The following is a 25,423-nucleotide window of genomic DNA, read 5'->3' on the forward strand; positions in this document are numbered from 1 at the left end:
CTCTACAGTGTGCCTGCAGCCGATGTAGAGCCGAGCCGACGCTCTGCTGATTCCCGGCCAGCCGACAAGGAACCGCAGGCTAGGCCGCCGCAGCGCGCGCCTGTGGCATCGACTGCAGACGGAACGCGCCCACCGCTTCCGCCAGCGCATGCACCTGCGCCTGCATCTGCGCTGTCGAAGCACCCGCCTCTTCCACCAGGCTGGCGTTGCGCTGGGTACTGGCTTCCATCTGCACGATGGTCTGGTTCACCTGGGCGATGCCGGCATGCTGGTCCTGCGACGCGCTGCGGATACCGGCCAGCAGATCCGCCAGTTGCTGCACGCTGCCGACAATCTCGCCCATCGTGGTGCCGGCCTGTTCGGCCTGCTGGTTGCCCTGGCCCACACGCGCCACCGAATCCTCGATCAGGCCCTTGATCTGTTTGGCCGCCTCCGCGCTGCGTTGTGCCAGCAGGCGCACTTCTGCGGCCACCACGGCGAAGCTGCGGCCCTGCTCACCCGCGCGCGCGGCTTCCACCGCAGCATTCAACGCGAGGATGTTGGTCTGGAAAGCGATGCCATCGATCAGCTGGGTGATGTCGCCGATCCGTCGCGAGGCCTCGCTGATGCCCTGCATGGTCGCGACCACCTGGCCAACGGCCTCGCCACCGCGCTGGGCCACTGCCGCCGCGCCCTTGACCAGCACGTCGGCACGGCCCGCGGCATCAGCATTGCGGCCAACGGTGTCGGTCAGCTCGTGCATCGACGCCGCCGTCTCTTCCAGGTTGACCGCCTGCTGTTCGGTACGCTGCGACAGGTCATGGTGACCGGCAACGATCTCGCCAACGCCGGCATCCAGGCTGGACGTGGCGTGCTGGATGCGGGTGACGATGCGGCCCAGTTGCGCGACGGTGGCGTTGGCATCGTCGCGCATGCGTGCGAACACGCCCTGCAGCTCACCTTCCATGCGCACGCTGAGGTCGCCGCGGGCCAGCGCGGCCAGAAGCGCCTGCAGATCGCCGAGGTTGGTCTCGAAGGTGGTCAACAGGCGATTGATGCTGGTCGACAACGTACGCACAAAGCCCTGCTTTCCCTCCAGCGCGATGCGCCCGTGCAGGTCGCCGTGCGCGGCGGCGTCGACCAGTGCGGCCACTTCGGTTTCCAACAGGGTTTCCAGCGCACGGCTGCGCCACTCCACCGCCACACCAAGGAACTGACCTTCGTCGATGATGGCGTTGGCAATCAGCTGGTAGCGCACCCCTGCATGGCCGATCTCGCGCTCCTCGCGCTGGCGCACACCGGCCAGGCTGGCCAGTGCCGGATGCAGGCGCACCGCATCGCTCGCCACCAGATCTTCAACCTGGAGGTCAAGCTGCTCCAGCAGCGCCGGATTGGCGTAGGCGACCTGCCCTTCCGCATCAATCACCATCAGCCCGGTCTGCGCGCTGTCCAATGCCTGGCGCACCCGGGTATTGCCGCGCGCCACGGCACGCTCGGTCTCGATGCGCGCACGCAGGCGCTGCTGCATGTCGACCAGGCGCTGGGCCAGCTGGCCGATCTCATCATTGGCGTTGTAGACGCGCAGGGTGGTGTCGAGGCGGTCGTCAGCGATATCGCTGGCGAAACGCAGGGTGTCCTGGATCGGCTGGCGCACCGCACGCAGCACCAGCATCAGGCTGGTGATCAGCACGCCGGCCACCAGCAGCAGGGTCAGTGCGAACAGCACGCTCATCGTGCGTGCGCCGGCCTGCTGGCGCGCCTGCGCCGTGGCCAGCGCCGCCACCTGCGCCTGCTGGAAGGCGGCCAGCGCCGGTGCTACGCCCGCGGCGGTATCCAGCAGCGACTGCGCTTCCACATCCAGGCCGACGCGGGCAGCGGTATACCCCAGCAATGCGGCCTGATACGCCTCCATCCCGGTGCGCAGGGTGTCCTGCGCATCTGCGGGAAGGCCCGCCAGCGCGAGGTCGAACGGCAGCTTTTCCTCGCTGGCGCGGTCGGCGTGAGTGGAGTCACCGTCGAGCAGCAGCAGTGCCTCCTGCCTTCGCATCTTCTGCAGTGACAACGCCAACGACGGCCGCTGCAGCGCATCCACCTGTACCTGCAGGGTATCGGCGGCCTGCTGCAGCTGCGCGGCGAGGCCGGCATCACCACGACCCATCTCGTCGACACGTTCGAACAGGGCGGCCACACCCTGCGAGAACGCGTCGGCGGCTTCGGTCAGCGCCTGCAGGGCCTTGCGCCGGCCAGTATCCATCGGCGTCGCGCGCAGCGCCTGCAGATCGACCTGCAGTGCCTTCTGCGTGGCCAGCAGCTGCGCGCGGTCGGCATCATCGAAACTGCGTGCATACTGGGTCTGCAGGCGACGCGCTTCGGCCACCCGCGTGGACAGGCTGGCGGCCAGATCGCTGCCGCGCTGGTAGCTGGCCTGGCTGCGCGCAGCCAGTGCGTTGGCATGGCCGGTCCAGGCGTAGACAGCGGCGATCGCGACCAGGCCCAGGCCACAGACCCACAGGGTCGCCTTGAGCTTGTTGGCCACGCTGAGCCGATGCGGCTGCAGCCAGCGCAGCAGGCCGGGGGACGCCGAGTGCAACGCGGCAAGGCGCGTGCGCAGGGACCGGAGGTGGGGGACAACGGCCGACATGACAGACTCCAGGTGGAAAGACGCACCTGTATCGGCCGGATTCAGGGCAACTTTAGCGCCTTCTTCGTCCGGGTCCCCCCGTCGCGGGTGGACGCGGCCTTTGTACAGGGTGCAAGCGACGGGGGCATGACACGGGCGCCGCGCTTGACCTCAACCCCGGTTGGGGGAGCACAGTGGACGTTCCTCCCCGCCCGGTGCCTCCATGACGACGCTCGATATCCCCCGCTACCTGCAACGCCTGCAGCTGGATGCGCCGCCACCGCGGACCCTGGCCGGCCTGACCCTGCTGCAGCAGCGCCACAACGCACTGCTGCCCTTCGAGACCCTCAGCTGCCTGCTGCGCGACGCGGTGCCGATCGACCTGGACAGCGTGCAACGCAAGCTGCTTGACGACCGCCGCGGTGGGTACTGCTTCGAACTCAATGGCGGCCTGCTGGCCCTGCTGCAGGCACTGGGCTTTGATGCGCAGCCGCTGAGTGCGCGCGTGCTGCTGGCAGCGCATGACGGCGAACTGACCGCGCGTACCCATCTGCTGCTGCGCGTGCATGTGGATGGGGACGACTGGCTGGTGGATGCCGGATTCGGCAGCCTGACCCCGACCGTACCGCTGCGCCTGCACGATGCGCAGCCGCAGGCCACGCCGCATGAGCGCTATCTGCTGCAGCGTCTGCCTGACGAGGGCGACTTCGTGCTGTCAGCCGAATCCAGCGACGGCTGGCGGGCGATGTACCGCTTCGATCTGCAGGCGCCTGCACCGATCGACAACGTGGTGGGCAACTGGTACGTATGCACCCACCCCGATTCCAGCTTCCCGGGCCAGCTACGCGTGTCGCTGACCGGACCGGACTGGCGCCGTACCATCGGCAGCGGCAACTACACCGAGTACCGCCCCGGGCAGGCGCCGGACAAGCGCCCGCTGCATGATGTGGGTGATGTGCGTGACGTGCTGCAGCAGCGCTTCGGCATGCAGCTGCCGGACGACCCGCGACTGGACCCGGCCATCAATGATTGGCTGCAACGCTCGCGCGCCGCGCTCTTGTAGAGCCGAGCCCATGCTCGGCTGAGTTTGGGCGGCTGGGCCAACAGCAGCCGAGCGTGGGCTCGGCTCTACAGAACTGCCCGGGCCTGCAGCGCGATACGGTTGCCTTCGCTGTCGCGGATCTCGGCCACACGCCAGTCACCCGCATCGGCCGGGCCGAAGCGCAGCTCAGCTCCCGATTGCAGTGCACGGTCGAGGCTCGCATCCAGGTCATCGACGCCGATGTAGATGCGCGCGCCCTGCTCGGAGGGCCGGTAGTCCGCGCCGTGCACCAGCGCAATGCTGGCACCGGCGGCCTCATCGGAAAACGGCAGATAGGCCATCCGGCAGTCGTGCAGCACGATAGGTTCGTCCACCGCGACCTGCAGCCATTGCTGGTAGAACGTGATGGCCCGGTCCAGGTCACTGGTCGGGATTTCCACATGCAGGATCGGGTTCACTGGCACTCCTTGCTCGGTCCACTCAGATGATGCGCAGGGTAATCGCCTTCAGTACTGCACGGGTGCGATCGCGGGTGCCCAGCTTGTCGAGTATGGCCGACACGTAGTTCTTCACCGTGCCTTCGGCCAGGAACAGGCTGCGCGCGATCTCCTTGTTGCTGTATCCCCCGGCCAGCAGGCGCAGGATCGCCACTTCGCGTTCCCCGAAGGTATCGGTGGGCGGTGCTTCGTCGTGGAAGCGGTAACGGGCGCGCACCGGCTCGGTGCTGACCGGCAACAGCAGGGTTTCACCCGCGGCGACGCGCTCGATCGCTTCACGCAGGTCTGCGGGCACGGCGTCCTTGAGCAGGAAGCCTTGTGCGCCGGCCTCGCTGGCACGCAGCAGCAGATCACTTTCATCGAAGGTGGTCAGCAGCAGCCACGGCGTGGCATCACCGCGCGCGCGCAGCTGGCGCAGTGCCTCGATGCCGTCCATCCCGGGCATGCGGATGTCACTGAGCACCACATCCACGCGCTGGGCAGCCAACGCGTCCAGCAGCGCCTGGCCCTCTTCGGCCTCCAGCACCACGTCTACCCCCAGGCCCTGCAGCAGCGCACGCAGACCCGCACGCACCAGCGCCTGGTCATCGGCCAGGGCAACGCGGATCGCGGCGCCACTCATGCCGGCAACCATGCGGTCAGGTGCATGCCGCCCTGTGCGGTTCGCGCCAGCTCCAAACGCCCCTGTACGGCCGCCAGGCGCTCGCGCATGCCGGCGATGCCATTGCCCTCGCGGATGCGTTCGGCGCGCTGGCCGTCATCGCGGATATCGATACGCAACCGGGAATCCTCTTCACTGATCGTCAGCCAGACGGTGTCTGCATTGCCGTGGCGGGCGGCGTTGGTCAGGGCTTCCTGCACCAGCCGCAGCACGGTCTCGGCCATCAACGGGTCAGCCACGCGCACCCCGTCGCCGATCTGCAGCTGCAGCTTTGGTCGTGGGAAGGGTGCGGCCAGCGCATGCAGTGCGGTGGCCAGATCGAGGCCGCGATCATCGCGCATCGATTGCACCACCTGGCGGATGTCGGCCAGCAACTCGCCGGACAACCGTTCCACCAGCACCAGTCCCTCGCGGCCGGCCAGTGCTGGGTCAGCGGCCAGGGCGCGCAGGTTGAGCCGCATCGCGGTGAGCTTGTGCCCAGCCACATCGTGCAGTTCACGCGCCAGGCGCAGGCGCTCGGCATCGCGTGCGCTGTCGGCCAGCAGCGCGCGGGTAGCCAGCAGGTCGGCGTTGACCCGGGCCAGGTCATCGCGGGCCAGCGCCGTGCTGCGGGCATAGTGGGCGGTCAGTGCGGCGAAGGCCTGGAAGCCGCCATAGAGCAGCACGACCAGCAGCGGCTGGCTGAAGCCGCTGTGGCGCAGCGCGGCATACACCGCCAGGTTGGCCAGCAGCGCAACGCCCAGCACGAAGCGCGGCGGCCAGTGCTCGGCCAGCTGTGCGACCAGCACCACCAGCAGCACCGGAGCAGTTCCGGTACGTGGCTGCAGCGCAACCAGCGCAACCGCCAGCAGCGCCTGCAACACCGCAGCGACGGCGCGCACGCGGGATGGCATCGACGCCCACCCGTGCACCACGAACAGCAACAGGAACACGGCAAGCAGCAGCAGGCTCAGCCCGGCACCGTTGCGCTGTACAGCGAACGACAGGCCCACCGCCAGCACGGTAACCAGGCCGGCAAGGCTGAGAGGACGCAAGAGATGGCGGAACAGGCTGGGCATGGCCAGATGCTGACCGCCGCACACGCCGGCGGCAATGGGTCCAGCGCAGAAAGTGACTTCTGGCACGTCGAATCGATGACCACTGGCCCTGAACCCCGTGCACCGCGCCACCCAGACTGGCGCCACACCGCCACACACACTTCCGGAGCCACTGCCATGATCCGCACCGCCCTGCTCAGCACCGCCCTGACTGCACTGGCCCTGGCCGCCAGTGCCCACGCCGCCGACCTGGCCGTGACCGTGCACGACGTCCACGCGCAGAGCGGCACCCTGCGCGTTGCGCTGGTCGACAGCGCTGCCGCCTGGGACGGCAAGGCCAAGCCCGTGCAGGCCCAGCAGGCGGCGCCCAGCGGCGACAGCGCTCACTTCACGTTCAAGGGTATACCGGCCGGCAGCTATGCCGTGCTGCTCACCCACGACGAGAACGACAACGGCAAGCTCGACACCAACCTGGTCGGCATGCCGGTGGAAGGCTACGGCTTCAGCAACAACCCGCAGGTGATGCGCAAGCCGACCTTCGACGAAGCACGCGTCAACGTGCCAGCCGCTGGCGCCGCCATCGACATCACCCTGCGCTGATTCCGCATCCAGACCCGAGGCCACCATGGACCGTCGCCGCTTCCTTCGTACCTTGCTCAGCAGCAGTGCCTGCCTGGCCCTGGGCGCCACCGCGCTGCGCAGCGCTCCCGCCTTCGCCGGCGACCCGGCGCGGTTCGCGCAGGGTATGCAGGAACACCCATGGCTGCTCGGCTGGCGCAGCGTCGGCAGCGAAAGCCTCGGCCCGGCCACCGTGCAGCTGCAGGGAAAGCTGCCGTCAGGCCTGGCCGGTACGCTGTACCGCAACGGCCCGGCGTGGACCGAGCGCGATGGCTTCCGCTACGACCACTGGTTCGACGGCGACGGCATGGTGCATGGCTGGCGTTTCAATGGTGATGGCAGCCTGACCCATCACGGGCGCATGGTCGCCACGCCGAAATTCACCCGTGAACAGAAGGCCGGCCGCTTCCAGTATCCGGCTGCCGGCACCAGCGTTCCCGGTGCGCTGGCGGTACGCAACAACGATGATGCCAACGTGGCCAACACCTCGGTGACGATGATCAATGGCCGCCTGTTCGCGCTGTGCGAATCCGGTTCTGCGTTCGAAGTGGACCCCGATTCGCTGCAGACGCTCGGCCCGGTCACCTGGCGCCCGGACCTGGCCGCGCTGCCGTTCTCGGCGCACCCGCTGACCGATCGCGACGGCAGCCTCTGGAACTTCGGCTCGATCAGCCTGATGGGGGGCCATGGCCTGCTGGTCTGGCACATCGGTGCGGACGGCCAGCTGCGCAGCGCCAATGTGATCGAAACACCCGAGCATGGCTACCTGCATGCCTTCGCGATGACCGACCAGCACCTGGTGTTCGTCATGATGCCGTTCGATTTCACCGGCGCAGGTGGCAGCTTCTTCGAGCGCATGCAGTTCGCACCGCAGCGTCCTGTGCGTATCGCGGTGGTCGCCAAGGATGCGCCGGACAAGGCGCAATGGTTCGATGCCCCGTTCGCGGCGATCTATCACTTCGGCGACGCGTTCACCCGCGATGGCGGCATCGTGCTGCGCGCAGTACGCCATGACGACATCAACGAGGCGCGCTCGCCGATGAAGGAAGCGATGGCCGGTGACGGTGCACATGCGGCCAACAGTGGCGCCAGCCTGGTCGAGCTGCATCTGGACCTGCGTCGTGGACAGGCCCGCTGGGAGACGTTGGGCATCAGCGCGGTGGAGTTCCCGTTGTTCGACCCGCGCTCGATGAACACACGTGGCGCACGGCTGTATGCGCCGACCATCGACGGCCCGGCCACCGCACCGTACTTCAACGCCGTGGCTGCGTTCGACATCGATCGCGGGCGCCGCCAGCGGTGGAACTACGGGCCGGACATCATGGCCGAAGAGCATGTGTTCGTACCGCGCCCGGGCAGCCGCGACGCTGATGATGGCTGGCTGATCGGCACCCTGCTTGACCCGGTCAACAAGCGCAGTGGCCTGGCGGTGCTGGATGCGCGCCATGTGGATGACGGCCCGCTGGCACAGGCCTGGCTGCCGTATGCGGTGCCACTGGGCTTCCACGGCACTTTCGCCGCGCACGGCTGAGTCCACGCTACGCGGACACCGTTGTTGGCATGCTGGGTCTCCCCTGCCCCGTGGAGTCCTGCATGTCCTTGGCCGACCATCGAAGTACGCTGGCACCGCACGGTTTCCTGCGCGTGGCGATCAACCTGGGCAATCCGGTGCTGGCACAGGGCGATGCGCGCTCACCGCGCGGCCCCTCGCTGGAACTGGCTACCGCATTGGCGCAACGGATGGGGGTGCAGGCACGCTTCACCTGCCACGATGCCGCAGCCTCGGTGGTTGCCGCAGCGGGCGAAGACGGCTGGGACCTGGCTTTCCTGGCCATCGATCCGGCACGCACCGACCGCATCGCCTTCAGTGCCCCGTACGTGGAGATCGAAGGCACCTATCTGGTTCGCGAGGACAGCCCTGCGCAGCAGGTGGCCGACCTCGACCGCGAAGGGCTGCGCATCGCGGTGGGGCGTGGCGCGGCCTATGACCTGTTCCTGAGCCGTGAACTGCGCAACGCCACGATCGAGCGGGCGGAGACCTCGGCGGCGGCCATCACCCTGTTCGATCAGCAGCGTCTGGATGCCGCCGCCGGCGTGCGCCAGCCGCTGGTGGCCTGGGCACAGGCGCATCCCGGCCATCGCGTGCTGGCCGACCGTTTCACCGCGATCCAGCAGGCCGTGGCGGCGCCAGCGTCGCGCCCGGCCGAGGCACTGCAGACGCTGTTCGACGAGGTGGAAGCGATCAAGACCGGTCCCTTGCTGGGCGAAGCGTTCGCCCGTGCCGGGCAGGCAGTCACGCTGGTGCGGTGACTGTAGAGTCGGGCCATGCTCGACTGCTTCTTCGAAAGACCAGTCGAGCATGGTTCGACTCCACAGATGCGAGATCGAGCACCGCGCCACGCTACAGATGCGCGTCTGCCATGTGCCGCACGTGCTCGGCGGCCTGCGCATGCAGCCAGTCGCGGAACGCGAGGAAGCCACGATGGCTGGCCGAGCGCTGTGGGTACACCAGCCAATGTGGCCAGTCGGTCTTCAGGCGCTGGCTGGACAGCGCGACCAACTGGCCCGAATCCAGCAGCAGCCGCGCCCGCGTCACCCGCCCGAGAGCCACGCCCACGCCATCCAGAGCGGCGCGATGGTGCGCCTCCGAATCATCCAGCACCGCCACGAAGCGCGACGGCGGACTCTGCCCGCTCAACGCGAACCAGGCGCCCCATGCCCCGTCCGGATCACCCAGCAGCGGCCACTGGGTCAACGGCACACGGTCGACGCCTCCCATGCGTTCGATCAGCGCCGGGCTCGCCATTGGCAGCAGCCATTCGTCGAACAGCGGCTCCACCACCAGACCTGGCCATTGCCCGCTGCCCAGCCGCAGCGCGGCGTCGAACTGGCGCTGCCGCTCGAAATCAATCAGGCGTTCACTCGACTGCAGGTTGATCTCGATCTGTGGGTGCTCTGCCACGAAGTGACCCAGGCGCGGCACCAGCCAGGCCGACGCCATCGACGGTACTGCGCTGATCGTCAGCACGTGCTCGGCACGTGCGGCATAGGGCTGAAAGGCTTCGTTGATCGCATCCAGATGCGGACCCACCTGGTCGAGCAGGCGCTGGCCCTCCAGGGTGAGGGTGACACCACGCGGCTGGCGGATCAGCAGCGGCTGCCCGAGCCGTTCTTCCAGCTGCCGCATCTGATGGCTGAGCGCGCTGACGGTCAGGTTCATCGACGTCGCCGCGCGCGACAGGTTGCCGAGCCGGGCGGCGGCCACGAAACCCTGCAGGGCATGGAGCGGTGGGCGGGACATCAGGCTTGAATTCCTCTCAAGGCACGCTTGCGGAAATGTCGCTTTTTCCCCGTCCATGCTGCCCGTATCGTGCAATCCACTCAAGTGGAGGCACGCTCATGAACATCTTCGGCGGCTTGTTGTTCCTGCAGGGCCACGTGGCCAGCACCGAGCTGGCACGCCAGCTGGCCAGCCCTACCACACCTGCCCCGCAGTGCGCGCAGCAACCGGCTGCGCCTGTTCAGCCGCCGAGAACCCGTTGAACGCTCCTCACCCTGCGTACCAGCGTTGGACGTGTTCAGGCAGCCACGGGATCGGATCGATATCCAATGCCCGACAACCGTCGAGGGTGTCACGCAGCGCGCGCTCGCCGGGGCCACTGGGCAGCCGCAGGCCTTCCTCCTCCGGAAGTTGCGCCGCTGCCCAGTCGTGCAGCTGGTCCATGCGCAGGCACAGGGCGGCCCGCAGCCACGCCTTCAGTGGATAGCAGCGATAGCCTTGTTCGCCCAACGCGATAATTGCACGCGACAAGGCCTGGTTGGCACCACGTACCCATTCGGTGCGACCTCCAGCCTTGTCCTGGACCGTCATCGGCGCCGGCGCGCGGTGCGCCTTGAACGGCGAACGCAGCTGCAGCTCCAGATCTCGCGCATCGCGCTCGCTTTCCGCTTCCACCAGTGCACCGGCGTCGAGGTCGAAGAACTCGAACCAACGCCGGTGCAATGCGCTGATGCGTCCGAGCGGATCACGTGAGAAACCGATCTTCGCGTAGTCTTCCCACGCACAGGGGAAGACGTAGGCGAAGACACGACCGTCGATGCGGATATCCGACTGCATGTGCGCAGGCTGCCTCGACAACAGCCCGGGTGCAACCGGGCGTTACCGTGGACGCTGCAGCGCCTCCTGCACCGCCGCAGCCACGTCGGTGTTGTCGATGCAACTGCCGTCGTTCCAGCGAACGTGCTGACGGTAGCCGGCATCAACGCCGCGCACGCGCTTGCCCAGCAGTTCCGACCCCGCGCCCTTGGCCCACAATGGCACCAGTGCATTGGAATGGTTGCCGGTGGGACGGAAACTGATCCCGGGCATGCGGCCGCGGCCGTTGTTGCGTACCGGAGAGAAGGCAACGTTCTGTGCATCCGGGCCCATCGGCATGCTGTTGTCGTGGTCGGTGGTAACGATCAGCAGGTTGCGCTCCCAGCCACCGTTACGCTCGATCCAGTCGACCACCGCCGTCACCGCGTTATTGAACTCCATGGTCTCTTCGATCAACCGGCCATACTGCGGCTGATCGCTGCACTGGCCGTAATGCCATTCGGTGCCGCAGGCACTGGTGTGTGCGGCCCAGTCGGTGGCGCCACCTTCCACCATCAGGTACAGCCCCTTGGACGAGCGCTGCTGCAGGAACTGCAGCGCGCCGCGGGTCATGGTCGCCAGATCGGGGACGCTGTCGATCTTCCTCACTCCCGAAGGCGTGGCTGCATCCTTGCCCAGCACCTGCAGGCGGCGCGCCTGCTGCAGGGTGTTGGCCACGCGCGGTACACCGATCAGCGGCCTGTCGGCCGGCAACCGTCCCTGCGCCAGCGCGGCGAACGCTTCCTTGCTGCGGATCAGGCGCCACGGTCCCGCCGGATTGCCGGCGATGGTGCTGCCCGCTTCCAGCTGCTGCCAATCCTGCTGCGACACCCACTCCCATGGATTCGCGCAGCCCTCTGCGTTTGCGGCGTCCGTGCCTTCGTTGCAGGCGCGGCCGTCGACGCTGTAGCCCGGGCCTCCGGTGCCCATCACCAGGTCCATGTGGCCCTGCGCCAGCATCTGGTGCGCAATGGCGTGATAGCTGCTACGCGATTCGTTCTGCGCTGCGAATGCGGCCGGTGTGGCGTGCGCGAACGGTACCGAAGTCACTACACCGGTCGCCATGCCCAGGCGCTTGGCGCGCAGCGTATTGAACTCGACCGGCTGGCCATCGTTGTTGTAGTTGATGGCGTTGTTGTAGGTCTTGATGCCCGAGGACAACGCGGTGCCCGCCGCCGCACTGTCGGTAGCCACCGCGGCCAGGTACTGGTAGCCGGCAAACGGCAGGTCCTGCGCAGGAACCGGCGTGTCATCCCAGGCCTTGCCCGGGTCGTAGCCAAGCGTCTGTGCGTTGTCGCGGGTCGGCTGGCTGCTGGCATTCAACGGGAAGGTGGTTACCGCCAGGCGCAGCGGGAAATCCGCATAGGGTGCGTCTTCGCGGCGGCCATACTGCCAGTAGGCCGCCGCGTCCCAGGTACCCCAGCCGGCACCGTCGTTGATCATCACGATCACATTGAGCGGACCGGCTTCGGCGGAGGAAACAGCCTCGGTGCGCAGGTTGGGCTGGCAGCCGCCAAGTGCGGCCAGCGCGAGCAGCAACGAAGAATGAAGCCAGCGGCGTGGAATGCGTGCAGTCATCGGATGTCCCGTCGGGCCATCGGCGGCCCGCAATGATGCTACGTTATATCGTTGCAATATTTCAGCTTCGTGCAGCCGCCGCACACTATCCTCCAGGGCCCCCACTGTCATCGTCGTTTCCATGCCGCCTCCTGCTCCTGCGCGTGCACCGCGGTCGTCCATCACCCTCGATGCGGCAACCTTCGCAGTGATTCACCAGCACAACGCGGACATCGCCAGGCAACCGGCCTCGCTGACCAAGCTGATGACCGCCTACGCGGCTTACGAGTGTGTCGAGGAGCGCGGGCGCTCGTGGGAGGACGAAGTCACCATCGCCGCCGACGACGTGCATGCGGTCGCCGACGATGAAACGCGCATGGGCCTGGTGCCCGGCGAAACGGTCACGCTCGCGCGCCTGCTGGAAGGCTTGATGATCGTCTCCGGCAATGACGCGGCGCTGGCGGTCGCGCGCCACCTGGACGGATCGCAGCCTGCGTTCCTGGAGCGCATGAACCGGCACGCGCGCCAGCTCGGCCTGCGCAGCACCTGGTTCGCCAGCGTCTCCGGCATCACCACGCCGCACCATGCGTCCAGCGCGCGCGACATGGCGGTGCTGGCCGCGTGCCTGTTGAACGATCATCCGCAGATCCTGGCGGTCACCGCGCAGCGCGCGTTCGCGCACGGCAGCTTCAGCCGCAACAACCAGAACGCCCTGCTTGGCGATGACGGCGTGGATGGCTTGAAGACCGGCTACACCCAGGCCGCAGGCTTCTGCCTGGCCGCCACCGCATGCCGGGTGGTACACGGGCGGGACGAGCCTATACGCCTGATCACCGTGGTATTGGGTTCTGAGAGCCGCGACGCGCGCGACGCATGGGTGCGCGATCAGCTGGCGGCAGGATTCGCCACGCTGGCCGGCAGTACCGCCGGGGCCTGACCTTCGAAGCGGCTCAGCGACGCTTGACCGTCGCCACGATCAGCCGCTGCAGCTCGGCCTCGGCGTCGGTCTTGTCCAGCGCGCCCGCGGCCACACCCTCGGACAGGGTTTCAGCCGCACCCAGGATCGCCCAGCGTCCCGCCAGCGGCACCGAGCCGTCGCTGGCGAACGGGCCCAGCCAGGCGTCGCAGTTGTCGATGAAGTCCTGCTGGTAACGCCGCCGCACCTCGTGCAGTTCCGGCGCACCCACCAGCGCGGCGAGGATGCCCTGCACTTCACTGCCCTGGCTGAGGATGCAGTCGATGTAGCCGGAGGCGATGGCTGCCGCACGGTCGGCCAGCTGCGCCCGGGCGCGGCCGATACGCTCGTGGAAGACCACCGTCTGCCGCCCGTCATAGTCATCGTAGAGCGCGGCCAGCAGGCCGTTGCGGGTCACGAAGTGATCGTAGGCCACCGGCTTGGTCACGCCCGCCGCCTCGGCCAGCCGTCCCAGCGTCAACGCGTCGGTGCCCTCTTCGCCAACCAGCGCCCAGGCCACGTCCAGCAACTGGCGGGCGCGTTGCTCGCGGGTCAATCGGCGGCGCGTGGGAGCGGCGTTGGCAGGCATCGGCGGAACACGGTGATCAACTCATCGGAGTACCGATTTTACGGCCGATTTCCATGGCGGTCTGCAGATGCGCCTGCGCGGCACCGCTGTCGGCGTCGAGCAGCAGTTCGGACGACAGCACGCGCGCGCCACAGTAGTCGAAGATGCCCATGTCGATCTGGGTCTTCATCGCCGTGCCATAGCCGCGCCGTTCGATCATTTCCGCGCCCGCACCGCCAACGCCGACCAGATGCACGCGCAGGCGCTGCAGCTTCTTCTGCACCTTGCCATCGGCACCGTCCTGGTACGCCCAGCCCTGGGTGAACACGCGATCGATCCATCCCTTCAGCAAGGCAGGGAACGACCACCAGTACAGCGGGTAGACCAGCACCAGCGTATCGATGGCGTCCAGCCGCGCATGCTCGGCCGCCACATCGGGCGGAACCGGGCCGGTCCCGCGGAACAGAGCCTGGTCATCGCGGTTGAAGCGCGGATCGAAGCCTTCGGCGACCAGGTCGGCGTGGGTTACGGTGTTGCCGGCGCCGATGGCCCGGATGGCGTCGCCGATGCGCTGGGCGATGGCATGGGTGAGCGATCCGGTTTCCGGGTGGGTGGTGACGATGAGACTGTGCATGGGTGAATCTCCAGGAATCATTACCTACCGATGGTAAGTAATGATTCCCGGATCACCAGCGCCACCGGTGGGACGCTGTTTTTGCGTTCACCGTATAGTGCGCCGCATCCCGTGGAGGTCCCCGACGATGCACCGACGCCTGCTTGCTCCCCTGCTGTTCCTGCTGCTGGCCACGATGGCGCCGACGGCCGTAGCCGGCGAGCTCACCCCATCCGAATCGGCCGCCCTGCGCCAGGACGTGCAGGGGGATGCTGGCCGCGTTCGCCCGCGGCGATGCCGAGCTGATCATCGCCCGCACGCATCCCAGCCTGAAACGCCTGGCCGGCGGTGATGAGGTATACGCCCGATCAACCCGCGACACGGTCAAGGCGCTGCACGAGGCCGGCGTCACCATCATCAGCGACGAAGCTGGGGTACCGACCCGTACCTATGCCGCCGGTGACGAGGAGGTCTGCTTCGTCCCGCGCTACTCGTTGCTGCGCGTACGTGAATCCCCGATCCGCAGCACCTCGTTCATGGTCGCCGTGCGCCGCGTCGGCGCCGCGCAATGGAGCTATCTGGATGGCGCCGGGTTGCTCGACAACCCTGAGCTGCTCTGGCAACTGCTGCCAGCGCTGGAGCCTGGCGTGACGCTGCCCAAGGGTGGAGTGGAAACGCTGTAGCGCGATTGCTGGGCGTCGGTACGCTCCGGCGCATCCATCTACGCATGGCATGGATCTGCCGGCTGTCCGTTAGCGGAACAACGCGTTCAACGCGGCCCCGGAAGCCGCCTGCTGCAGCCCATCGAAACGCCCCTCCTGCACGATCGGCTGTGTGGCCTGTATCAGCCCACCCCATGCCGCACGCGCAAGCGCACCGCCCAGGCTGACCCGGCGAACGCCAAGTGCTGCGATGTCCTGCAGGCTCAGCGGTGTCGGTCCACCAACCAGCAGGTTCACCGGTTTTGACCCTGCAGCGGCAACCACCGCGCTGATCTGCTCGCGCGTGCTGATGCCAGGCGCATACAGCACATCGGCACCGGCCTCGGCATAGGCCCGCAGGCGCTGCAGGGTGTCCTGCAGATCCGGCACGCCGACGAAGAAGTTCTCCGCACGCCCGACCAGCAGCACGTCACCGCCTGCGCGGTCGATGGCTGCACGGGCAGCGCGCAGGCGCTCGACCGCCTGGTCGATCGAACGCAGCGGTGCATCGGCGACGCCGCTGGCATCCTCGATCGACAACGCCGCGATGCCGGTGTCGATCGCTGCAGCCACCGCCTCCCCCACCGCCTGCGGCGTGGCGCCGAAACCATCACCGAAGTCGGCATTCAACGGCAACGGGGTCGCCGCCGCCATCAGGCGCAGATGCGCCAGCGTGGCCGGCAACGAAACCGCGCCATCCGGCCGCCCTTCGCTCCAGGCGCAGCCGGCACTGGTGGTGGCCAACGCCAGGAAGCCTTGCCGCTGCAGGTAGCGCGCACTGCCCACGTCCCACGGGTTGGGCAGCACGAAGCACCCCTGCGCGTGCAGTTGGCGGAAAGACGCGCGCTTGTGCTGTGTGTCGGCATCGGGCGAGGCCATGGCAGGGCTCCGGGGCGGCAGACCTGCACCCTAGCCCGCCGTGCGGTCGCGCTCAATGGCATCGAAGCCGGCCATGCATGAAGTGATGCCCCCTGCTTATTGGACGCCACCGGCAGCCCTGCCCGAGCGTACGTGGTTGTCCACACCAGTGCCGCCACGGAGCCCTTCATGCAGCCTGACCCGCAGCCCCTCATCGACGTCGGCGATGATGACGCCCACTGGGCCGACCTGCTCTCGCCGGCACGGCGCCGCCTGATCGCTTCGGCGGGTCTGGCCGCCGGTGGCCTGGCCAGTGCGTCGACCGGCACCGCAGCACCGCGCGGCAACGACGCGGTGAATACCACCGAGCCTGGCCGCCCCGGCTTCCGTGCCATCGTGCCGCCAGCGCCGGAAGGGCGCAGCCCCTGGGGCCAGGCCACAGCCAGCGAACCGACCCTGCGCCCGGCCAGCGTGCGTCCCGGCGAAGCCACCCTGCCCGCGACCCCACGCGCCTACACCGACATCAAGAGCTATCACGCGCATATCTACTTCGACGAGGACAGCTTCGAGAAGGCTGCGCTGCTGCGGCGCTGGGCGGCCGAGCGCTTCCCGGTGGAGCTGGGCAACTGGAACCTGGAGCCACGCGGACCACACGTCACCCCGTCGTTCTATTTCGGCTTCACCAACGACCTGCTGCCGGTGCTGGTGCCCTGGCTGCAGCTCAACAGCCTGGGCCTGACCATCCTGATCCACCCCAATACCGGTGATGGCCGTGCCGACCACCTGTATTACGCCTTGTGGGTGAACCGCGCGCAGCCGGTGAACGCCTACAACTGGCCGGCACCGAAGCCGGGGGAACGGGAGCCGCTGGAGGAGGTGTTCCCGAACGTGGTGCCGACGGTGCCGCTGGAGACCTGACCCGCCTTTCCGGTGGGTGCGTAGCTTGCTGTGCACCTTGAGCCCCCCACCGCTGGGTGCGTAGCTTGCTGCGCACCTTGAGCCCCCCACCGGTGGGTGCGTAGCTTGCTGCGCACCTTGAGCCCCCCACCGGTGGGTGCGTAGCTTGCTGCGCACCGAACTTCCTTCTTCCACGCGTGGCGCGGCTCCCCCGGCAAGGCTCTTGCCGCCATCGTCGCCCTACGTGCACGCATCCCCCGCCCGCACGGCGTTCAGCGCGCCTTGATCCGCCGCCCCGCGTAGGGCCGCAAGCGCTTCGGCAGGTTTCAAACAAACGATTGAAACGCAGCAAACTTCGCCGAACTGGACAGCATCCGCCGGTTCCGCCAGACTGCCGCCCTTTCCCGTCTTCCGGATCCCATGGCGAAGCTGCTGGTCCTGCACGGCCCCAACCTCAACCTGCTCGGCACCCGCGAGCCGGAGGTCTACGGCCACACCACGCTGGCCGACATCGACCAGGCGCTGGCGGCCCAAGCCTCGGCCGCCGGGCACGCGATCGAGAGCCTGCAGTCCAATGCCGAGCACGTACTGGTGGACCGCGTGCAGGCCGCGCGCGACGACGGAACCGCTTTCATCCTGATCAACCCCGCCGCCTTCACCCATACCTCGGTGGCCCTGCGCGATGCGCTGGCGGCGGTGGCGGTGCCGTTCATCGAGATCCACCTGTCCAATCCGCATACCCGCGAACCGTTCCGCCAGCACAGCTACTTCAGTGACAAGGCCGTGGGCGTGGTCTGCGGCTTCGGCGCCGACAGCTACCGCTACGCGATGGACGCGGCGCTGCTGCGCGTGCAGGCGGCCCGCGCGTGAACGTGCTGCCGCGCGTGCTTGCCGGCGTTCTGGCGTGGGCCGGTCTCTGCGGCGCGGCCACGGCGTTCGACCGCAAGGACGAAGGCATCGACTGCTCACGTCCGACCACCACGATGGAGAGCGACCTGTGCGCCTCGGACGTGGCCGCAGCCGCTGATGTCGAACTCAATGCGGTGTATGCACAAGCCCGGCGCCAGCTGCGCACACCCGCCAACGGTGGCGGCTGCAGCTATTGCGGCGATGCCGAGCAGCAGCTGGTCCTGGCCCAGCGTGCCTGGATGCAGCTGCGCGACCACGACTGCAACGCCGTCTATGCCCTCAATTCCGATGGCACGGCGCGCAACGGCGCACAGATGCGCTGCCTGATCACCCTCGCGCGCGACCGCACACGGCAGCTGCGCGAGTTCTACGAACTGCTTTGACCCGAGCGCGATGCGCTTCCCACCACACTGACATCAAGAGCAAAGAGGCCACCATGGATCTCCGCAAAATCAAGAAGCTGATCGACCTGCTGGAAGAGTCGAACCTGGCTGAAATCGAAATCAAGGAAGGCGAAGAGTCGGTGCGCCTGTCGCGCGCCCCGGTGGCCGGCTATGCCGCCCCGGTCGCCGCCCCGGTGTATGCCGCTCCGGCTGCTCCGGCGCCGCAGGCGATGCCGATGCAGTCGCCGACCGAAGCTTCCACCGGCGGCACCGCCAAGCCGGGCCCGGCACTGCCGGAAGGCCACGTGCTGCGCTCGCCGATGGTCGGCACCTTCTACGCCTCGTCCGCTCCGGACAAGCCGGCCTTCGTCACCGTGGGCCAGCAGGTCAAGGAAGGCGAGACCCTGGCCATCATCGAAGCGATGAAGATGTTCAACCCGATCGAAGCCGACAAGTCCGGCACCATCGTCGCCATCCTCGGCGAGAACGGCCAGCCGGTGGAATTCGACCAGCCGCTGTTCGTGATCGGCTGAGGGGCACGCCATGCTCGACAAAGTCGTCATCGCCAACCGAGGGGAAATCGCGCTGCGCATCCTGCGCGCGTGCCACACCCTCGGCATCCGCACGGTGGCCGTGCACTCCACGGTCGACCGCAACCTCAAGCACGTGGCCATGGCCGACGAGTCGGTCTGCATCGGCCCGGCGCCGTCGCCGCAGAGCTACCTCAACATCCCGGCACTGATCGCCGCAGCGGAAGTCACCGACGCCCAGGCCATCCACCCGGGCTACGGCTTCCTGTCGGAGAACGCCGACTTCGCCGAGCGGGTGGAAGAGTCCGGCTTCATCTTCATCGGCCCCAAGGCCGACACCATCCGCATGATGGGTGACAAGGTCGAAGCCATCCGCGCGATGAAGTCCGCCGGCGTGCCGTGCGTGCCCGGCTCGGGCGGCCCGCTGGGCGAGGACATCGTCGCCAACACCAAGATCGCCCGTGAGATCGGCTACCCGGTCATCATCAAGGCAGCCGGTGGCGGCGGTGGCCGCGGCATGCGCGTGGTGCACGCCGAAGCCTCGCTGAAGACCTCGATCGAAACCACCAAGAGCGAGGCCAAGGCCGCGTTCGGCAATGGCGAGGTCTACATGGAGAAGTTCCTGGAGAATCCGCGCCACGTGGAGATCCAGGTGCTGGCCGACGGCCAGGGCAACGCCATCCACCTGGGTGAGCGCGACTGCTCGATGCAGCGCCGCCACCAGAAGGTGGTGGAAGAAGCGCCGGCGCCGGGCATCACCGCCGAGCAGCGCGAGCAGATCGGCAAGGTGTGCGTGGAAGCCTGCATCCGCATTGGTTATCGCGGCGCCGGCACCTTCGAGTTCCTGTACGAGGACGGCCGCTTCTACTTCATCGAAATGAACACCCGCATCCAGGTGGAACATCCGGTTACCGAAATGGTCACCGGCATCGACCTGGTGGCCGAGCAGCTGAAGATCGCCGCCGGCCAGAAGCTGTCGATCAAGCAGAGTGACGTGGTGCTGACCGGCCATGCCATCGAATGCCGCATCAACGCCGAAGATGCAGAAACGTTCGTGCCGAGCCCGGGCACCATCACCGGCTTCCATCCGCCGGGCGGCCCCGGCGTGCGCGTGGACACCCACATCTACAGTGGCTACCGCGTGCCGTCGAACTACGACTCGATGATCGGCAAGCTGATCGTGCACGGCCCGGACCGCGAAACCGCCATTGCCCGCATGCGCGTGGCACTGAGCGAAATGGTGGTCGATGGCATCAAGACCAACGTCGCCCTGCAGCAGCGGATCATGCGCGACAAGGGCTTCCAGGCCGGTGGCCAGAACATCCACTACCTGGAAAAGCGTTTGGCCGAACGCAAGAACAAGCCGATCGCGCTGACCTGATCGGTGCCCGGTGCTGGACATGAAAAGGGCGGGGATATTCCCGCCCTTTTCGCGTTCTTGCGGTAGCGCCGGGCCATGCCCGGCGGCTTTCCATTGCGACCGTCCACCCGCCGGGCATGGCCCGGCGCTACCGGTGTGGCATCAGCGCTTGTCGGCCGCTTCGGCCGGAATCTGCGAGTTCGCCAGCGGACGCACGCCATTGGGCGAGGTCGGGTCGACGATCACCATGGTCTCGGTCGAACCATCCGGCCACACCACCTGGAAGGTGCTGCCCGCCGGCAGCGACGCGAACGGCATGCCGCTCTGCGCGCGATAGACCGCGGCCACCTGGCTGGCACCGGCACGGCGCACGTCTTCCTGCGCCTTCACCGTGGTCAGTTCCACCTTCGACAGATGCCGGTAGCGATCTTCATAGGTATCGATCATCAACAGGCCAACCGCGCCAGCCGAGTAGGCCACGAACAGGGCCACCCAGAACCAGAACTTGGCCCCGTGCAGGAATCGGCGGTAGTTCATTGCTCGTTCCTCTTTCCAACCAATCGCTTGATCCATTCCTTCATCTTCCCAGCGCCCTGCCGCGATACCGCAGCGTCATACACGAAATCCCGGAAATCCTGCGTACCATCCTGCGAACAGATCCCTCCGTTCGCACAAAAACTGTTGACCAGCACACTGTCTGCCCCACACGGTAGACCGAGTTCGCAGGCCGCAAGCCGCCAAGCGAGTTCACTGAGCTGCTCGCCCGCCACCAGGCCGTTGAGCGCACGGTCACCCGAGGCGCGCACGCCCATGCCCGGTGCGATCGCCATGAAGGCCTCCGGGTCGCGCGAGGTGCGCACCCGTTCAACCAGGTCACGGCGGTACTCGGGGCTGTCCTGCAGCGGCTCTCCCTCGGCGAACAACGCAGCCTCTGCAGCCAGATTGCCTTGCGCGGCCGCCTTGCGACGTTCGGACAGCACCAGGGCCGTGCCCAGCTTGTCGCCCGGCACGAAACCACCACAACGCTGCGCGACGCGTTCGCGCGCCTGCACCATCGCCGGCGCGGCGGTCAGGCCCAGCCCAGCCAGCACGTTGTTGTCCAGGCGGTAGCCACCCGGATCGACCGCGTACTGCGCGCAATAGTCATAGACACGGCTGAGCATCCAGCGCGCCTCGTGGTTGCCTTCGTCCGCCTGCACACGCAACCGCTGTGCATAGGCATACAGGTCGGTGGCGTCTTCGATATCGGCGCGGAGATCCAGGGGCAGCCCGGACGGCAATGCATTGCCACGCTCGAAGGGTGCCAGGCGGCGCGCGAGCGCCTCCGGCATCACCGGCAGCGGCGCCGCACTGTCAGTGGCTGCCACCCCACCTGCCAGATCCGCCGACGCCAGCGAAGAGGTCGCGGCATGGCCGCTGGCCCGATAACCGGCCACGCCCAGCACGGCCACGGCCGGCAGTACGAGCAACCAGGTTTTCAGGGTCGGAGCGAAGGCCATCGGCGGCGGTGAGCGATGCGGCGGACAGGAAAGCACGAAGTTTAGCAAGGCCCGACGGGCCTGTCTGAACGGGCTTCGTTCATCTCGGAGCGGCATCTCAGGCGATACGGAGACGCCCCGATGGTCTAGCATGGCCCCCTTTCCCGCGATTGCCCCCACCGCCATGCCGTTTCTGGAACTGACCCTGCGTTGCACCGAAGCTACCCAGCCCCGCTATGAGAATGCGCTGGAGGACGTCGGCGCACTGGCCGTCACGCTGCTTGATGCCGAGGCCGATACCAGCAACGAACAGGCCATCCTCGAGCCGGGCGTGGGCGAGACCCCGCTGTGGGACACGCTGGTGCTGAGCGCGCTGTTCCCCGCCGACAGCAACGCGCTGTTGCTGCTGGCCGCACTGGAATCCTTCGATCCGGAACTGGACTGGAGCAGCGGCAGCTTCCGCGCGGTCGAGGATGAAGACTGGGAACGCGCCTGGATCGACCAGTTCCAGCCTTTGGACTTCGGCAGCCGTACCTGGATCGTGCCGTGGAACCATGAACTGCCCGATGCCGCGCAGGCCGCCGATGCCGCCGTGGTGCGGCTGGACCCGGGCCTGGCGTTCGGTTCGGGCACCCACCCGACCACCGCACTGTGCCTGCGCTGGCTGGACCAGTTGGCAGGCGATGGCCTGCTGCAGGGCCAGCGCGTGCTCGACTTCGGTTGCGGCTCGGGCATCCTCGCACTGGCCGCGCTGAAGCTGGGCGCCGCTGAAGCCATCGGCGTGGACAACGATCCGCAGGCCCTGGTCGCCACCGCCGACAATGCCGAACGCAACGGCGAACAGGCCCGCATGCACGTGTACCTGCCGCAGGACGAACCGGTCGCGACCTATCCGATCGTGGTCGCCAACATCCTCGCCTCGGCGCTGGATGCGCTGGCCGAACTGCTGGCCGCGCGCGTCGCTGCCGGTGGCCGCATCGCCCTGTCCGGCATCCTGCATGGCCAGGAAGGTGAACTGCTGCAGCGCTATGCGGCCTGGTTCGACGATCTGCAGGCCACCCAGGATGGCGACTGGATGCGCATCACCGGCGTGCGCCGCGCCTGATCGTGGTTGAATGACCGCTGGATCCGAGCCCGCGCCCTGAGCATGTCCGAGCCGAACCCACCGCGCCGTCCCCTGGCCACCTTCCTGCGCACCGCGCCGGAAGGTGAGCCCGCGCCTGCGACCGATGCGCGCACGCAGGACGAAGCCGGGCACACAGCGCCTGTGGAGCAGATGCCCGTCGAGCCCATCGACCTGGCCCCCCCCTCGGCGACAGGGATGCGACACGACGATGACGTTGTCATCGTTGATGAAGCAGCGGCCATCGAACCGGCGCCGCTCGCGGTGCAGGCAGCAGCGGCCGCCAGTGATGCCCCCAGCTTCCTGGGCAGCACGCGCGCACGCACGCTGCCAGCACCCCGTTGGCACTGGCTGCTGGTCGCAGGGCTGGCATTGCTGCTGCTACTGCAGAGCGTGCTGGCCGACCGCGCGCGGCTGGCCGCCGACGCCGGCAACCGCGCGTGGCTGGGCACGCTGTGCGGCGTACTGCACTGCAGCCTGCCGGCCTGGCACGAACCCACCGCCTTTACCATGACCAGCCGCGAGATCCGGCCGCTGCCCGGGCAGGCCGGCGTGCTGCAGGTGCAGGCCAGCATCCGCAACGACGCACGTTGGGCACAGGCGTGGCCAGACCTGCGCCTCTCACTGTCCGATGCCGATGGCCGGGTGATCGGCAGCGGCGTGTTCACGCCCGCGCAGTACCTGGGTGAGAACCCCGGCGCAGCCCTGCTGGAACCGGGCCAGAGCGCGCGCGTCGCGTTCCGGGTACAGGAGCCTGCTGCATCCACCGTCGCATTCACCTTCGACTTCCTCTGACCGGGGTGAGGCGACCAGCCGTGGCAGGCCGGGCACGCTCGCGCTAGACTGGCCGCCACCACCTCGTCCGGCCGCGCGCTCCGCGCGCACGGGCCAACCGAATCGGGAACCCCCTTGAACGCTGTCCTTTCTCGTCCTGACAACAGTCGTGGCGCTCCCCGGCCACCGCTGCGTGAACACGTCGCCCAGTCCGTGCGCCGCTACCTGCGTGACCTTGATGGCTGCGATGCGGACGATGTCTACGAGATCGTGCTGCGCGAGATGGAGATCCCGCTGTTCGTGGAAGTGCTCAACCACTGCGAAGGCAACCAGAGCCGCGCCGCGGCGATGCTGGGCATCCACCGTGCCACCCTGCGCAAGAAGCTGAAGGAATACGGCATCAGCGCGTAAGCGCAGCCCGCCGGGCATGGCCCGGCGCTACCGATGCCCGAACCACCCGGCTCCAGTAGATCCACGCCATGCGTGGATGGAGACCCGGCGGGATCAGCCGCCCCCGCCTGCCTTCCAGTAGTACCGCACCACATGGAAGAACACCGGCGCGGCGAAGCACACCGAATCCAGCCGGTCGAGCATGCCGCCATGGCCCTCGATCATGTGGCCCCAGTCCTTGATGCCGCGGTCGCGCTTGATCGCCGACATCACCAGGCCACCCCAGAATCCCATCAGGTTGATCAGCAGCGACAGGCCGAATGCCTGCAGCGGCGTGAACGGGGTGATCCACCACAACGCCGCACCCAGCGCACTGGCACTCAGCACACCGCCCACGAAGCCCTCCACCGTCTTCGACGGCGACAGCTTCGGCGCGATCAGGTGCTTGCCCAGCAGCTTGCCCCAGATGTACTGCAGCACGTCCGAGGACTGCACCACGATCACCAGGAAGGCGAACAGCAACACGTTGCGCGACGGATCATGGCCGGGCACGTGCAGGTTCAGCAGCAGCGGCACATGCGAGATGCAGAACACGCAGATCATCAGCCCCCACTGGACCTTCGCGGTCCGCTCCAGGTAGTGCGTGGTATCACCACCGATGGTCGACAGGATCGGCAGGAACAGGAACGCATAGACCGGAATCAGCAGCGTGTACATGCCGTACCAGTCGATCCACACCAGGTAGTACTGCCACGGCAGGACGATGTAGAACGCGGCCAGCAGCGCGTAGTAGTCGCCCGAGCGGGTCGGCGCCAGGGTGATGAACTCGCGCAACGCGAACAGCGAGATGATCGCGAACAGCACGATCACCCCGGCACGTCCAAAGAACAGCGCCAGCCCGACCACGATCGCCATCACCCACCAGGCGCGGATGCGTGACACCAGGTTGGCGATGACTGCACTGGGCTGGCCGCGCTGGCGCCAGCGCAGGGTCTCGGCCACCAGCGTGGCCAGCACCAGCACCGCGCCGACACCAGCAAACAGCAGGCCGGTCTGCTGGCCGACACTCTGCGTTGCCAGATCGCCAGATACATCCAACACGAAACTCATGCACGACCTCCATTCGGCGCCAGGTCCAGCAGCGCCTGCCGGCTGCGGGCCAGGAAGGCGGCCTTGTCCTCGTCAGCCTGCAGTCGCAGCGGCGTACCGAAGGTAGCCGTGCACAACAAGGGCAGCGGCAGGAAGCGGCCCTTGGGCATCACCCGCTTCAGGTTGTCGATCCACACCGGCACGAACTCCAGTTCCGGCCGCTGCCGCGCCAGATGGTAGATGCCGCTCTTGAACGGCAGCAGCGGCTCGTCGCCGACATTGCGCGTGCCTTCCGGGAACAGGATCAGCGAACAGCCTTCATCGACCGCTTCGCGCAGCACCTGCAACGGGTCCTGCTGGCGATGCCCGGCCTCGCGCTCGACCAGCACGCCGTTGAACACCGCGTCGATCAGGTAGCGGCGCAGGCCGTCGCGCTGCCAGTACTCCGCCGCCGCCACCGGACGCACCTGGCGGCGCAGGGCCAGTGGCATCGACGACCAGATCAGCACGAAGTCACCGTGGCTGGCGTGGTTGCCGTAGTAGACGCGGTGCTCGCTGGACGGCGCGCAGCCGATCCACAGCGCGCGCGCGCCGGTCACCACATGGATCGCGCCACTGCAGGCGCGGGCAATCAGTTCGGCGAACATCC

Annotated in this window: 28 protein-coding genes and 1 pseudogene; 15 read left to right on the forward strand and 14 right to left on the reverse strand. The window is 67.7% G+C overall.

Annotated features, from left to right (window positions below; all coding sequences use genetic code 11):
- Positions 1-79 precede the first annotated feature (79 nt).
- On the reverse strand, positions 80-2,620 hold the full coding sequence (locus GOC52_RS18425) for a methyl-accepting chemotaxis protein (protein ID WP_191850099.1): 2,541 nt from the start codon (positions 2,618-2,620) through the stop codon (positions 80-82).
- 202 nt (positions 2,621-2,822) lie between these two features.
- On the opposite strand from GOC52_RS18425, the gene GOC52_RS18430 reads away from it, so the two are divergent.
- A complete protein-coding gene (locus tag GOC52_RS18430; protein WP_164193297.1) occupies positions 2,823-3,662 on the forward strand; it encodes an arylamine N-acetyltransferase family protein in 840 nt (279 codons plus the stop codon).
- A gap of 65 nt (positions 3,663-3,727) precedes the next feature.
- Here the strand turns inward: GOC52_RS18430 and GOC52_RS18435 are convergent, their stop codons facing one another.
- The 3 genes from GOC52_RS18435 to GOC52_RS18445 are packed head-to-tail and all read right to left on the reverse strand — an operon-like array spanning position 3,728 to position 5,857.
- Positions 3,728-4,099, reverse strand: a complete 372-nt coding sequence (locus GOC52_RS18435; RefSeq protein WP_043397465.1) for a VOC family protein — start codon at positions 4,097-4,099, stop codon at positions 3,728-3,730.
- A gap of 22 nt (positions 4,100-4,121) precedes the next feature.
- Positions 4,122-4,760, reverse strand: coding sequence for a response regulator transcription factor (locus GOC52_RS18440; RefSeq protein ID WP_152609480.1), 639 nt, complete (start codon positions 4,758-4,760; stop codon positions 4,122-4,124).
- Positions 4,757-5,857 (reverse strand): sensor histidine kinase, encoded by a 1,101-nt coding sequence (locus tag GOC52_RS18445; protein ID WP_010481109.1) that lies wholly within the window; start codon positions 5,855-5,857, stop codon positions 4,757-4,759. Before GOC52_RS18445 ends, GOC52_RS18440 begins: the two co-directional genes overlap by 4 nt.
- 156 nt (positions 5,858-6,013) lie before the next feature.
- Between GOC52_RS18445 and GOC52_RS18450 the strand changes: the two genes are divergently transcribed.
- The 3 genes from GOC52_RS18450 to GOC52_RS18460 all read left to right on the forward strand — a co-directional run bounded on the left by GOC52_RS18450 (position 6,014) and on the right by GOC52_RS18460 (position 8,764).
- On the forward strand, positions 6,014-6,436 hold the full coding sequence (locus GOC52_RS18450) for a DUF2141 domain-containing protein (RefSeq protein ID WP_010481108.1): 423 nt from the start codon (positions 6,014-6,016) through the stop codon (positions 6,434-6,436).
- 25 nt (positions 6,437-6,461) lie between these two features.
- Positions 6,462-7,985 (forward strand): carotenoid oxygenase family protein, encoded by a 1,524-nt coding sequence (locus GOC52_RS18455; protein ID WP_191850101.1) that lies wholly within the window; start codon positions 6,462-6,464, stop codon positions 7,983-7,985.
- A gap of 62 nt (positions 7,986-8,047) precedes the next feature.
- Positions 8,048-8,764 carry an ABC transporter substrate-binding protein gene (locus GOC52_RS18460; protein WP_019338955.1) on the forward strand — a complete coding sequence of 239 codons (717 nt, stop codon included), beginning with the start codon at positions 8,048-8,050 and terminating at the stop codon, positions 8,762-8,764.
- Positions 8,765-8,855: 91 nt separating this feature from the next.
- Here GOC52_RS18460 and GOC52_RS18465 read toward each other — a convergent pair whose 3' ends face one another.
- Entirely contained in the window at positions 8,856-9,755 is a 900-nt protein-coding gene (locus tag GOC52_RS18465; protein ID WP_191850104.1) for a LysR substrate-binding domain-containing protein, read from the reverse strand.
- A 98-nt stretch (positions 9,756-9,853) separates the two neighbouring features.
- On the opposite strand from GOC52_RS18465, the gene GOC52_RS18470 reads away from it, so the two are divergent.
- A complete protein-coding gene (locus GOC52_RS18470) occupies positions 9,854-9,997 on the forward strand; it encodes a hypothetical protein (protein ID WP_167345302.1) in 144 nt (47 codons plus the stop codon).
- A 7-nt stretch (positions 9,998-10,004) separates the two neighbouring features.
- Here the strand turns inward: GOC52_RS18470 and GOC52_RS18475 are convergent, their stop codons facing one another.
- Both GOC52_RS18475 and GOC52_RS18480 read right to left on the reverse strand, forming a co-directional pair.
- The gene (locus tag GOC52_RS18475) at positions 10,005-10,571 is read right to left on the reverse strand and encodes a GIY-YIG nuclease family protein (protein ID WP_099559913.1); all 567 of its coding nucleotides are present in this window, start codon (positions 10,569-10,571) and stop codon (positions 10,005-10,007) included.
- A 42-nt stretch (positions 10,572-10,613) separates the two neighbouring features.
- Positions 10,614-12,167, reverse strand: coding sequence for an alkaline phosphatase (locus tag GOC52_RS18480; protein WP_191850105.1), 1,554 nt, complete (start codon positions 12,165-12,167; stop codon positions 10,614-10,616).
- A 121-nt stretch (positions 12,168-12,288) separates the two neighbouring features.
- Here GOC52_RS18480 and GOC52_RS18485 point away from each other — a divergent pair, with 121 nt between their 5' ends.
- Positions 12,289-13,083 (forward strand): D-alanyl-D-alanine carboxypeptidase family protein, encoded by a 795-nt coding sequence (locus tag GOC52_RS18485; RefSeq protein WP_191850107.1) that lies wholly within the window; start codon positions 12,289-12,291, stop codon positions 13,081-13,083.
- Positions 13,084-13,096: 13 nt separating this feature from the next.
- Here the strand turns inward: GOC52_RS18485 and GOC52_RS18490 are convergent, their stop codons facing one another.
- Together GOC52_RS18490 and GOC52_RS18495 are read right to left on the reverse strand one after the other, a co-directional pair.
- Positions 13,097-13,690: a TetR/AcrR family transcriptional regulator gene (locus tag GOC52_RS18490; protein WP_029379726.1), complete on the reverse strand. Its 594-nt coding sequence runs from the start codon at positions 13,688-13,690 to the stop codon at positions 13,097-13,099.
- Between the two features lie 16 nt (positions 13,691-13,706).
- On the reverse strand, positions 13,707-14,303 hold the full coding sequence (locus GOC52_RS18495) for an NAD(P)H-dependent oxidoreductase (RefSeq protein WP_057502407.1): 597 nt from the start codon (positions 14,301-14,303) through the stop codon (positions 13,707-13,709).
- A 127-nt stretch (positions 14,304-14,430) separates the two neighbouring features.
- On the opposite strand from GOC52_RS18495, the pseudogene GOC52_RS18500 reads away from it, so the two are divergent.
- A pseudogene (locus GOC52_RS18500) lies at positions 14,431-14,965 on the forward strand (hypothetical protein).
- A 69-nt stretch (positions 14,966-15,034) separates the two neighbouring features.
- On the opposite strand, the gene GOC52_RS18505 reads toward GOC52_RS18500, so the two are convergent.
- On the reverse strand, positions 15,035-15,862 hold the full coding sequence (locus tag GOC52_RS18505) for an isocitrate lyase/PEP mutase family protein (protein ID WP_053443591.1): 828 nt from the start codon (positions 15,860-15,862) through the stop codon (positions 15,035-15,037).
- A 168-nt stretch (positions 15,863-16,030) separates the two neighbouring features.
- On the opposite strand from GOC52_RS18505, the gene GOC52_RS18510 reads away from it, so the two are divergent.
- The 5 genes from GOC52_RS18510 (at position 16,031) to accC (ending at position 19,941) form a co-directional block, all read left to right on the forward strand.
- Positions 16,031-16,759 (forward strand): DOPA 4,5-dioxygenase family protein, encoded by a 729-nt coding sequence (locus GOC52_RS18510; protein WP_164193285.1) that lies wholly within the window; start codon positions 16,031-16,033, stop codon positions 16,757-16,759.
- A gap of 399 nt (positions 16,760-17,158) precedes the next feature.
- A complete protein-coding gene (aroQ, locus tag GOC52_RS18515; RefSeq protein ID WP_049452975.1) occupies positions 17,159-17,608 on the forward strand; it encodes a type II 3-dehydroquinate dehydratase in 450 nt (149 codons plus the stop codon).
- Positions 17,605-18,030 (forward strand): lysozyme inhibitor LprI family protein, encoded by a 426-nt coding sequence (locus tag GOC52_RS18520; protein WP_126560178.1) that lies wholly within the window; start codon positions 17,605-17,607, stop codon positions 18,028-18,030. The genes aroQ and GOC52_RS18520 overlap by 4 nt, the downstream gene beginning before the upstream one ends.
- A 53-nt stretch (positions 18,031-18,083) precedes the next feature.
- Positions 18,084-18,563, forward strand: a complete 480-nt coding sequence (gene accB / locus GOC52_RS18525) for an acetyl-CoA carboxylase biotin carboxyl carrier protein (RefSeq protein WP_010481080.1) — start codon at positions 18,084-18,086, stop codon at positions 18,561-18,563.
- Between the two features lie 10 nt (positions 18,564-18,573).
- Positions 18,574-19,941: an acetyl-CoA carboxylase biotin carboxylase subunit gene (gene accC, locus GOC52_RS18530; protein ID WP_010481079.1), complete on the forward strand. Its 1,368-nt coding sequence runs from the start codon at positions 18,574-18,576 to the stop codon at positions 19,939-19,941.
- A 141-nt stretch (positions 19,942-20,082) separates the two neighbouring features.
- Here the strand turns inward: accC and GOC52_RS18535 are convergent, their stop codons facing one another.
- Positions 20,083-20,457, reverse strand: coding sequence for a hypothetical protein (locus tag GOC52_RS18535; protein WP_010481078.1), 375 nt, complete (start codon positions 20,455-20,457; stop codon positions 20,083-20,085).
- Positions 20,454-21,419, reverse strand: coding sequence for a hypothetical protein (locus GOC52_RS18540; RefSeq protein ID WP_010481077.1), 966 nt, complete (start codon positions 21,417-21,419; stop codon positions 20,454-20,456). The genes GOC52_RS18535 and GOC52_RS18540 overlap by 4 nt, the downstream gene beginning before the upstream one ends.
- A 163-nt stretch (positions 21,420-21,582) precedes the next feature.
- On the opposite strand from GOC52_RS18540, the gene prmA reads away from it, so the two are divergent.
- From prmA to fis, 3 genes are all read left to right on the forward strand, one after another.
- A complete protein-coding gene (gene prmA / locus GOC52_RS18545) occupies positions 21,583-22,503 on the forward strand; it encodes a 50S ribosomal protein L11 methyltransferase (protein WP_191851481.1) in 921 nt (306 codons plus the stop codon).
- Positions 22,504-22,545: 42 nt separating this feature from the next.
- Positions 22,546-23,316 (forward strand): DUF3426 domain-containing protein, encoded by a 771-nt coding sequence (locus tag GOC52_RS18550; protein WP_010481072.1) that lies wholly within the window; start codon positions 22,546-22,548, stop codon positions 23,314-23,316.
- 114 nt (positions 23,317-23,430) lie between these two features.
- Positions 23,431-23,706: a DNA-binding transcriptional regulator Fis gene (gene fis / locus GOC52_RS18555; RefSeq protein WP_005419706.1), complete on the forward strand. Its 276-nt coding sequence runs from the start codon at positions 23,431-23,433 to the stop codon at positions 23,704-23,706.
- A 93-nt stretch (positions 23,707-23,799) separates the two neighbouring features.
- Here fis and GOC52_RS18560 read toward each other — a convergent pair whose 3' ends face one another.
- Together GOC52_RS18560 and GOC52_RS18565 are read right to left on the reverse strand one after the other, a co-directional pair.
- Positions 23,800-24,795, reverse strand: a complete 996-nt coding sequence (locus GOC52_RS18560) for a phosphatidate cytidylyltransferase (protein WP_010481069.1) — start codon at positions 24,793-24,795, stop codon at positions 23,800-23,802.
- On the reverse strand, positions 24,792-25,421 hold the full coding sequence (locus GOC52_RS18565) for a lysophospholipid acyltransferase family protein (protein WP_010481067.1): 630 nt from the start codon (positions 25,419-25,421) through the stop codon (positions 24,792-24,794). Before GOC52_RS18565 ends, GOC52_RS18560 begins: the two co-directional genes overlap by 4 nt.
- Between the last annotated feature and the right edge of the window lie 2 nt (positions 25,422-25,423).

This window comes from Stenotrophomonas sp. SXG-1, from assembly GCF_014083965.1.
Lineage (GTDB): Bacteria > Pseudomonadota > Gammaproteobacteria > Xanthomonadales > Xanthomonadaceae > Stenotrophomonas > Stenotrophomonas geniculata.

What these genes read in the sequence shown, in the direction of transcription:
- GOC52_RS18425 (WP_191850099.1), bottom strand. Translation starts at nt 2,620, where the DNA reads ATGTCGGCCGTTGTCCCCCACCTCCGGTCCCTGCGCACGCGCCTTGCC.
- GOC52_RS18430 (WP_164193297.1), top strand. Translation starts at nt 2,823, where the DNA reads ATGACGACGCTCGATATCCCCCGCTACCTGCAACGCCTGCAGCTGGAT.
- GOC52_RS18440 (WP_152609480.1), bottom strand. Translation starts at nt 4,760, where the DNA reads ATGAGTGGCGCCGCGATCCGCGTTGCCCTGGCCGATGACCAGGCGCTG.
- GOC52_RS18445 (WP_010481109.1), bottom strand. Translation starts at nt 5,857, where the DNA reads ATGCCCAGCCTGTTCCGCCATCTCTTGCGTCCTCTCAGCCTTGCCGGC.
- GOC52_RS18450 (WP_010481108.1), top strand. Translation starts at nt 6,014, where the DNA reads ATGATCCGCACCGCCCTGCTCAGCACCGCCCTGACTGCACTGGCCCTG.
- GOC52_RS18455 (WP_191850101.1), top strand. Translation starts at nt 6,462, where the DNA reads ATGGACCGTCGCCGCTTCCTTCGTACCTTGCTCAGCAGCAGTGCCTGC.
- GOC52_RS18460 (WP_019338955.1), top strand. Translation starts at nt 8,048, where the DNA reads ATGTCCTTGGCCGACCATCGAAGTACGCTGGCACCGCACGGTTTCCTG.
- GOC52_RS18465 (WP_191850104.1), bottom strand. Translation starts at nt 9,755, where the DNA reads ATGTCCCGCCCACCGCTCCATGCCCTGCAGGGTTTCGTGGCCGCCGCC.
- GOC52_RS18470 (WP_167345302.1), top strand. Translation starts at nt 9,854, where the DNA reads ATGAACATCTTCGGCGGCTTGTTGTTCCTGCAGGGCCACGTGGCCAGC.
- GOC52_RS18475 (WP_099559913.1), bottom strand. Translation starts at nt 10,571, where the DNA reads ATGCAGTCGGATATCCGCATCGACGGTCGTGTCTTCGCCTACGTCTTC.
- GOC52_RS18480 (WP_191850105.1), bottom strand. Translation starts at nt 12,167, where the DNA reads ATGACTGCACGCATTCCACGCCGCTGGCTTCATTCTTCGTTGCTGCTC.
- GOC52_RS18485 (WP_191850107.1), top strand. Translation starts at nt 12,289, where the DNA reads ATGCCGCCTCCTGCTCCTGCGCGTGCACCGCGGTCGTCCATCACCCTC.
- GOC52_RS18490 (WP_029379726.1), bottom strand. Translation starts at nt 13,690, where the DNA reads ATGCCTGCCAACGCCGCTCCCACGCGCCGCCGATTGACCCGCGAGCAA.
- GOC52_RS18495 (WP_057502407.1), bottom strand. Translation starts at nt 14,303, where the DNA reads ATGCACAGTCTCATCGTCACCACCCACCCGGAAACCGGATCGCTCACC.
- GOC52_RS18505 (WP_053443591.1), bottom strand. Translation starts at nt 15,862, where the DNA reads ATGGCCTCGCCCGATGCCGACACACAGCACAAGCGCGCGTCTTTCCGC.
- GOC52_RS18510 (WP_164193285.1), top strand. Translation starts at nt 16,031, where the DNA reads ATGCAGCCTGACCCGCAGCCCCTCATCGACGTCGGCGATGATGACGCC.
- aroQ (WP_049452975.1), top strand. Translation starts at nt 17,159, where the DNA reads ATGGCGAAGCTGCTGGTCCTGCACGGCCCCAACCTCAACCTGCTCGGC.
- accB (WP_010481080.1), top strand. Translation starts at nt 18,084, where the DNA reads ATGGATCTCCGCAAAATCAAGAAGCTGATCGACCTGCTGGAAGAGTCG.
- accC (WP_010481079.1), top strand. Translation starts at nt 18,574, where the DNA reads ATGCTCGACAAAGTCGTCATCGCCAACCGAGGGGAAATCGCGCTGCGC.
- GOC52_RS18535 (WP_010481078.1), bottom strand. Translation starts at nt 20,457, where the DNA reads ATGAACTACCGCCGATTCCTGCACGGGGCCAAGTTCTGGTTCTGGGTG.
- GOC52_RS18540 (WP_010481077.1), bottom strand. Translation starts at nt 21,419, where the DNA reads ATGGCCTTCGCTCCGACCCTGAAAACCTGGTTGCTCGTACTGCCGGCC.
- prmA (WP_191851481.1), top strand. Translation starts at nt 21,583, where the DNA reads ATGCCGTTTCTGGAACTGACCCTGCGTTGCACCGAAGCTACCCAGCCC.
- GOC52_RS18550 (WP_010481072.1), top strand. Translation starts at nt 22,546, where the DNA reads ATGTCCGAGCCGAACCCACCGCGCCGTCCCCTGGCCACCTTCCTGCGC.
- GOC52_RS18560 (WP_010481069.1), bottom strand. Translation starts at nt 24,795, where the DNA reads ATGAGTTTCGTGTTGGATGTATCTGGCGATCTGGCAACGCAGAGTGTC.
- GOC52_RS18565 (WP_010481067.1), bottom strand. Translation starts at nt 25,421, where the DNA reads ATGTTCGCCGAACTGATTGCCCGCGCCTGCAGTGGCGCGATCCATGTG.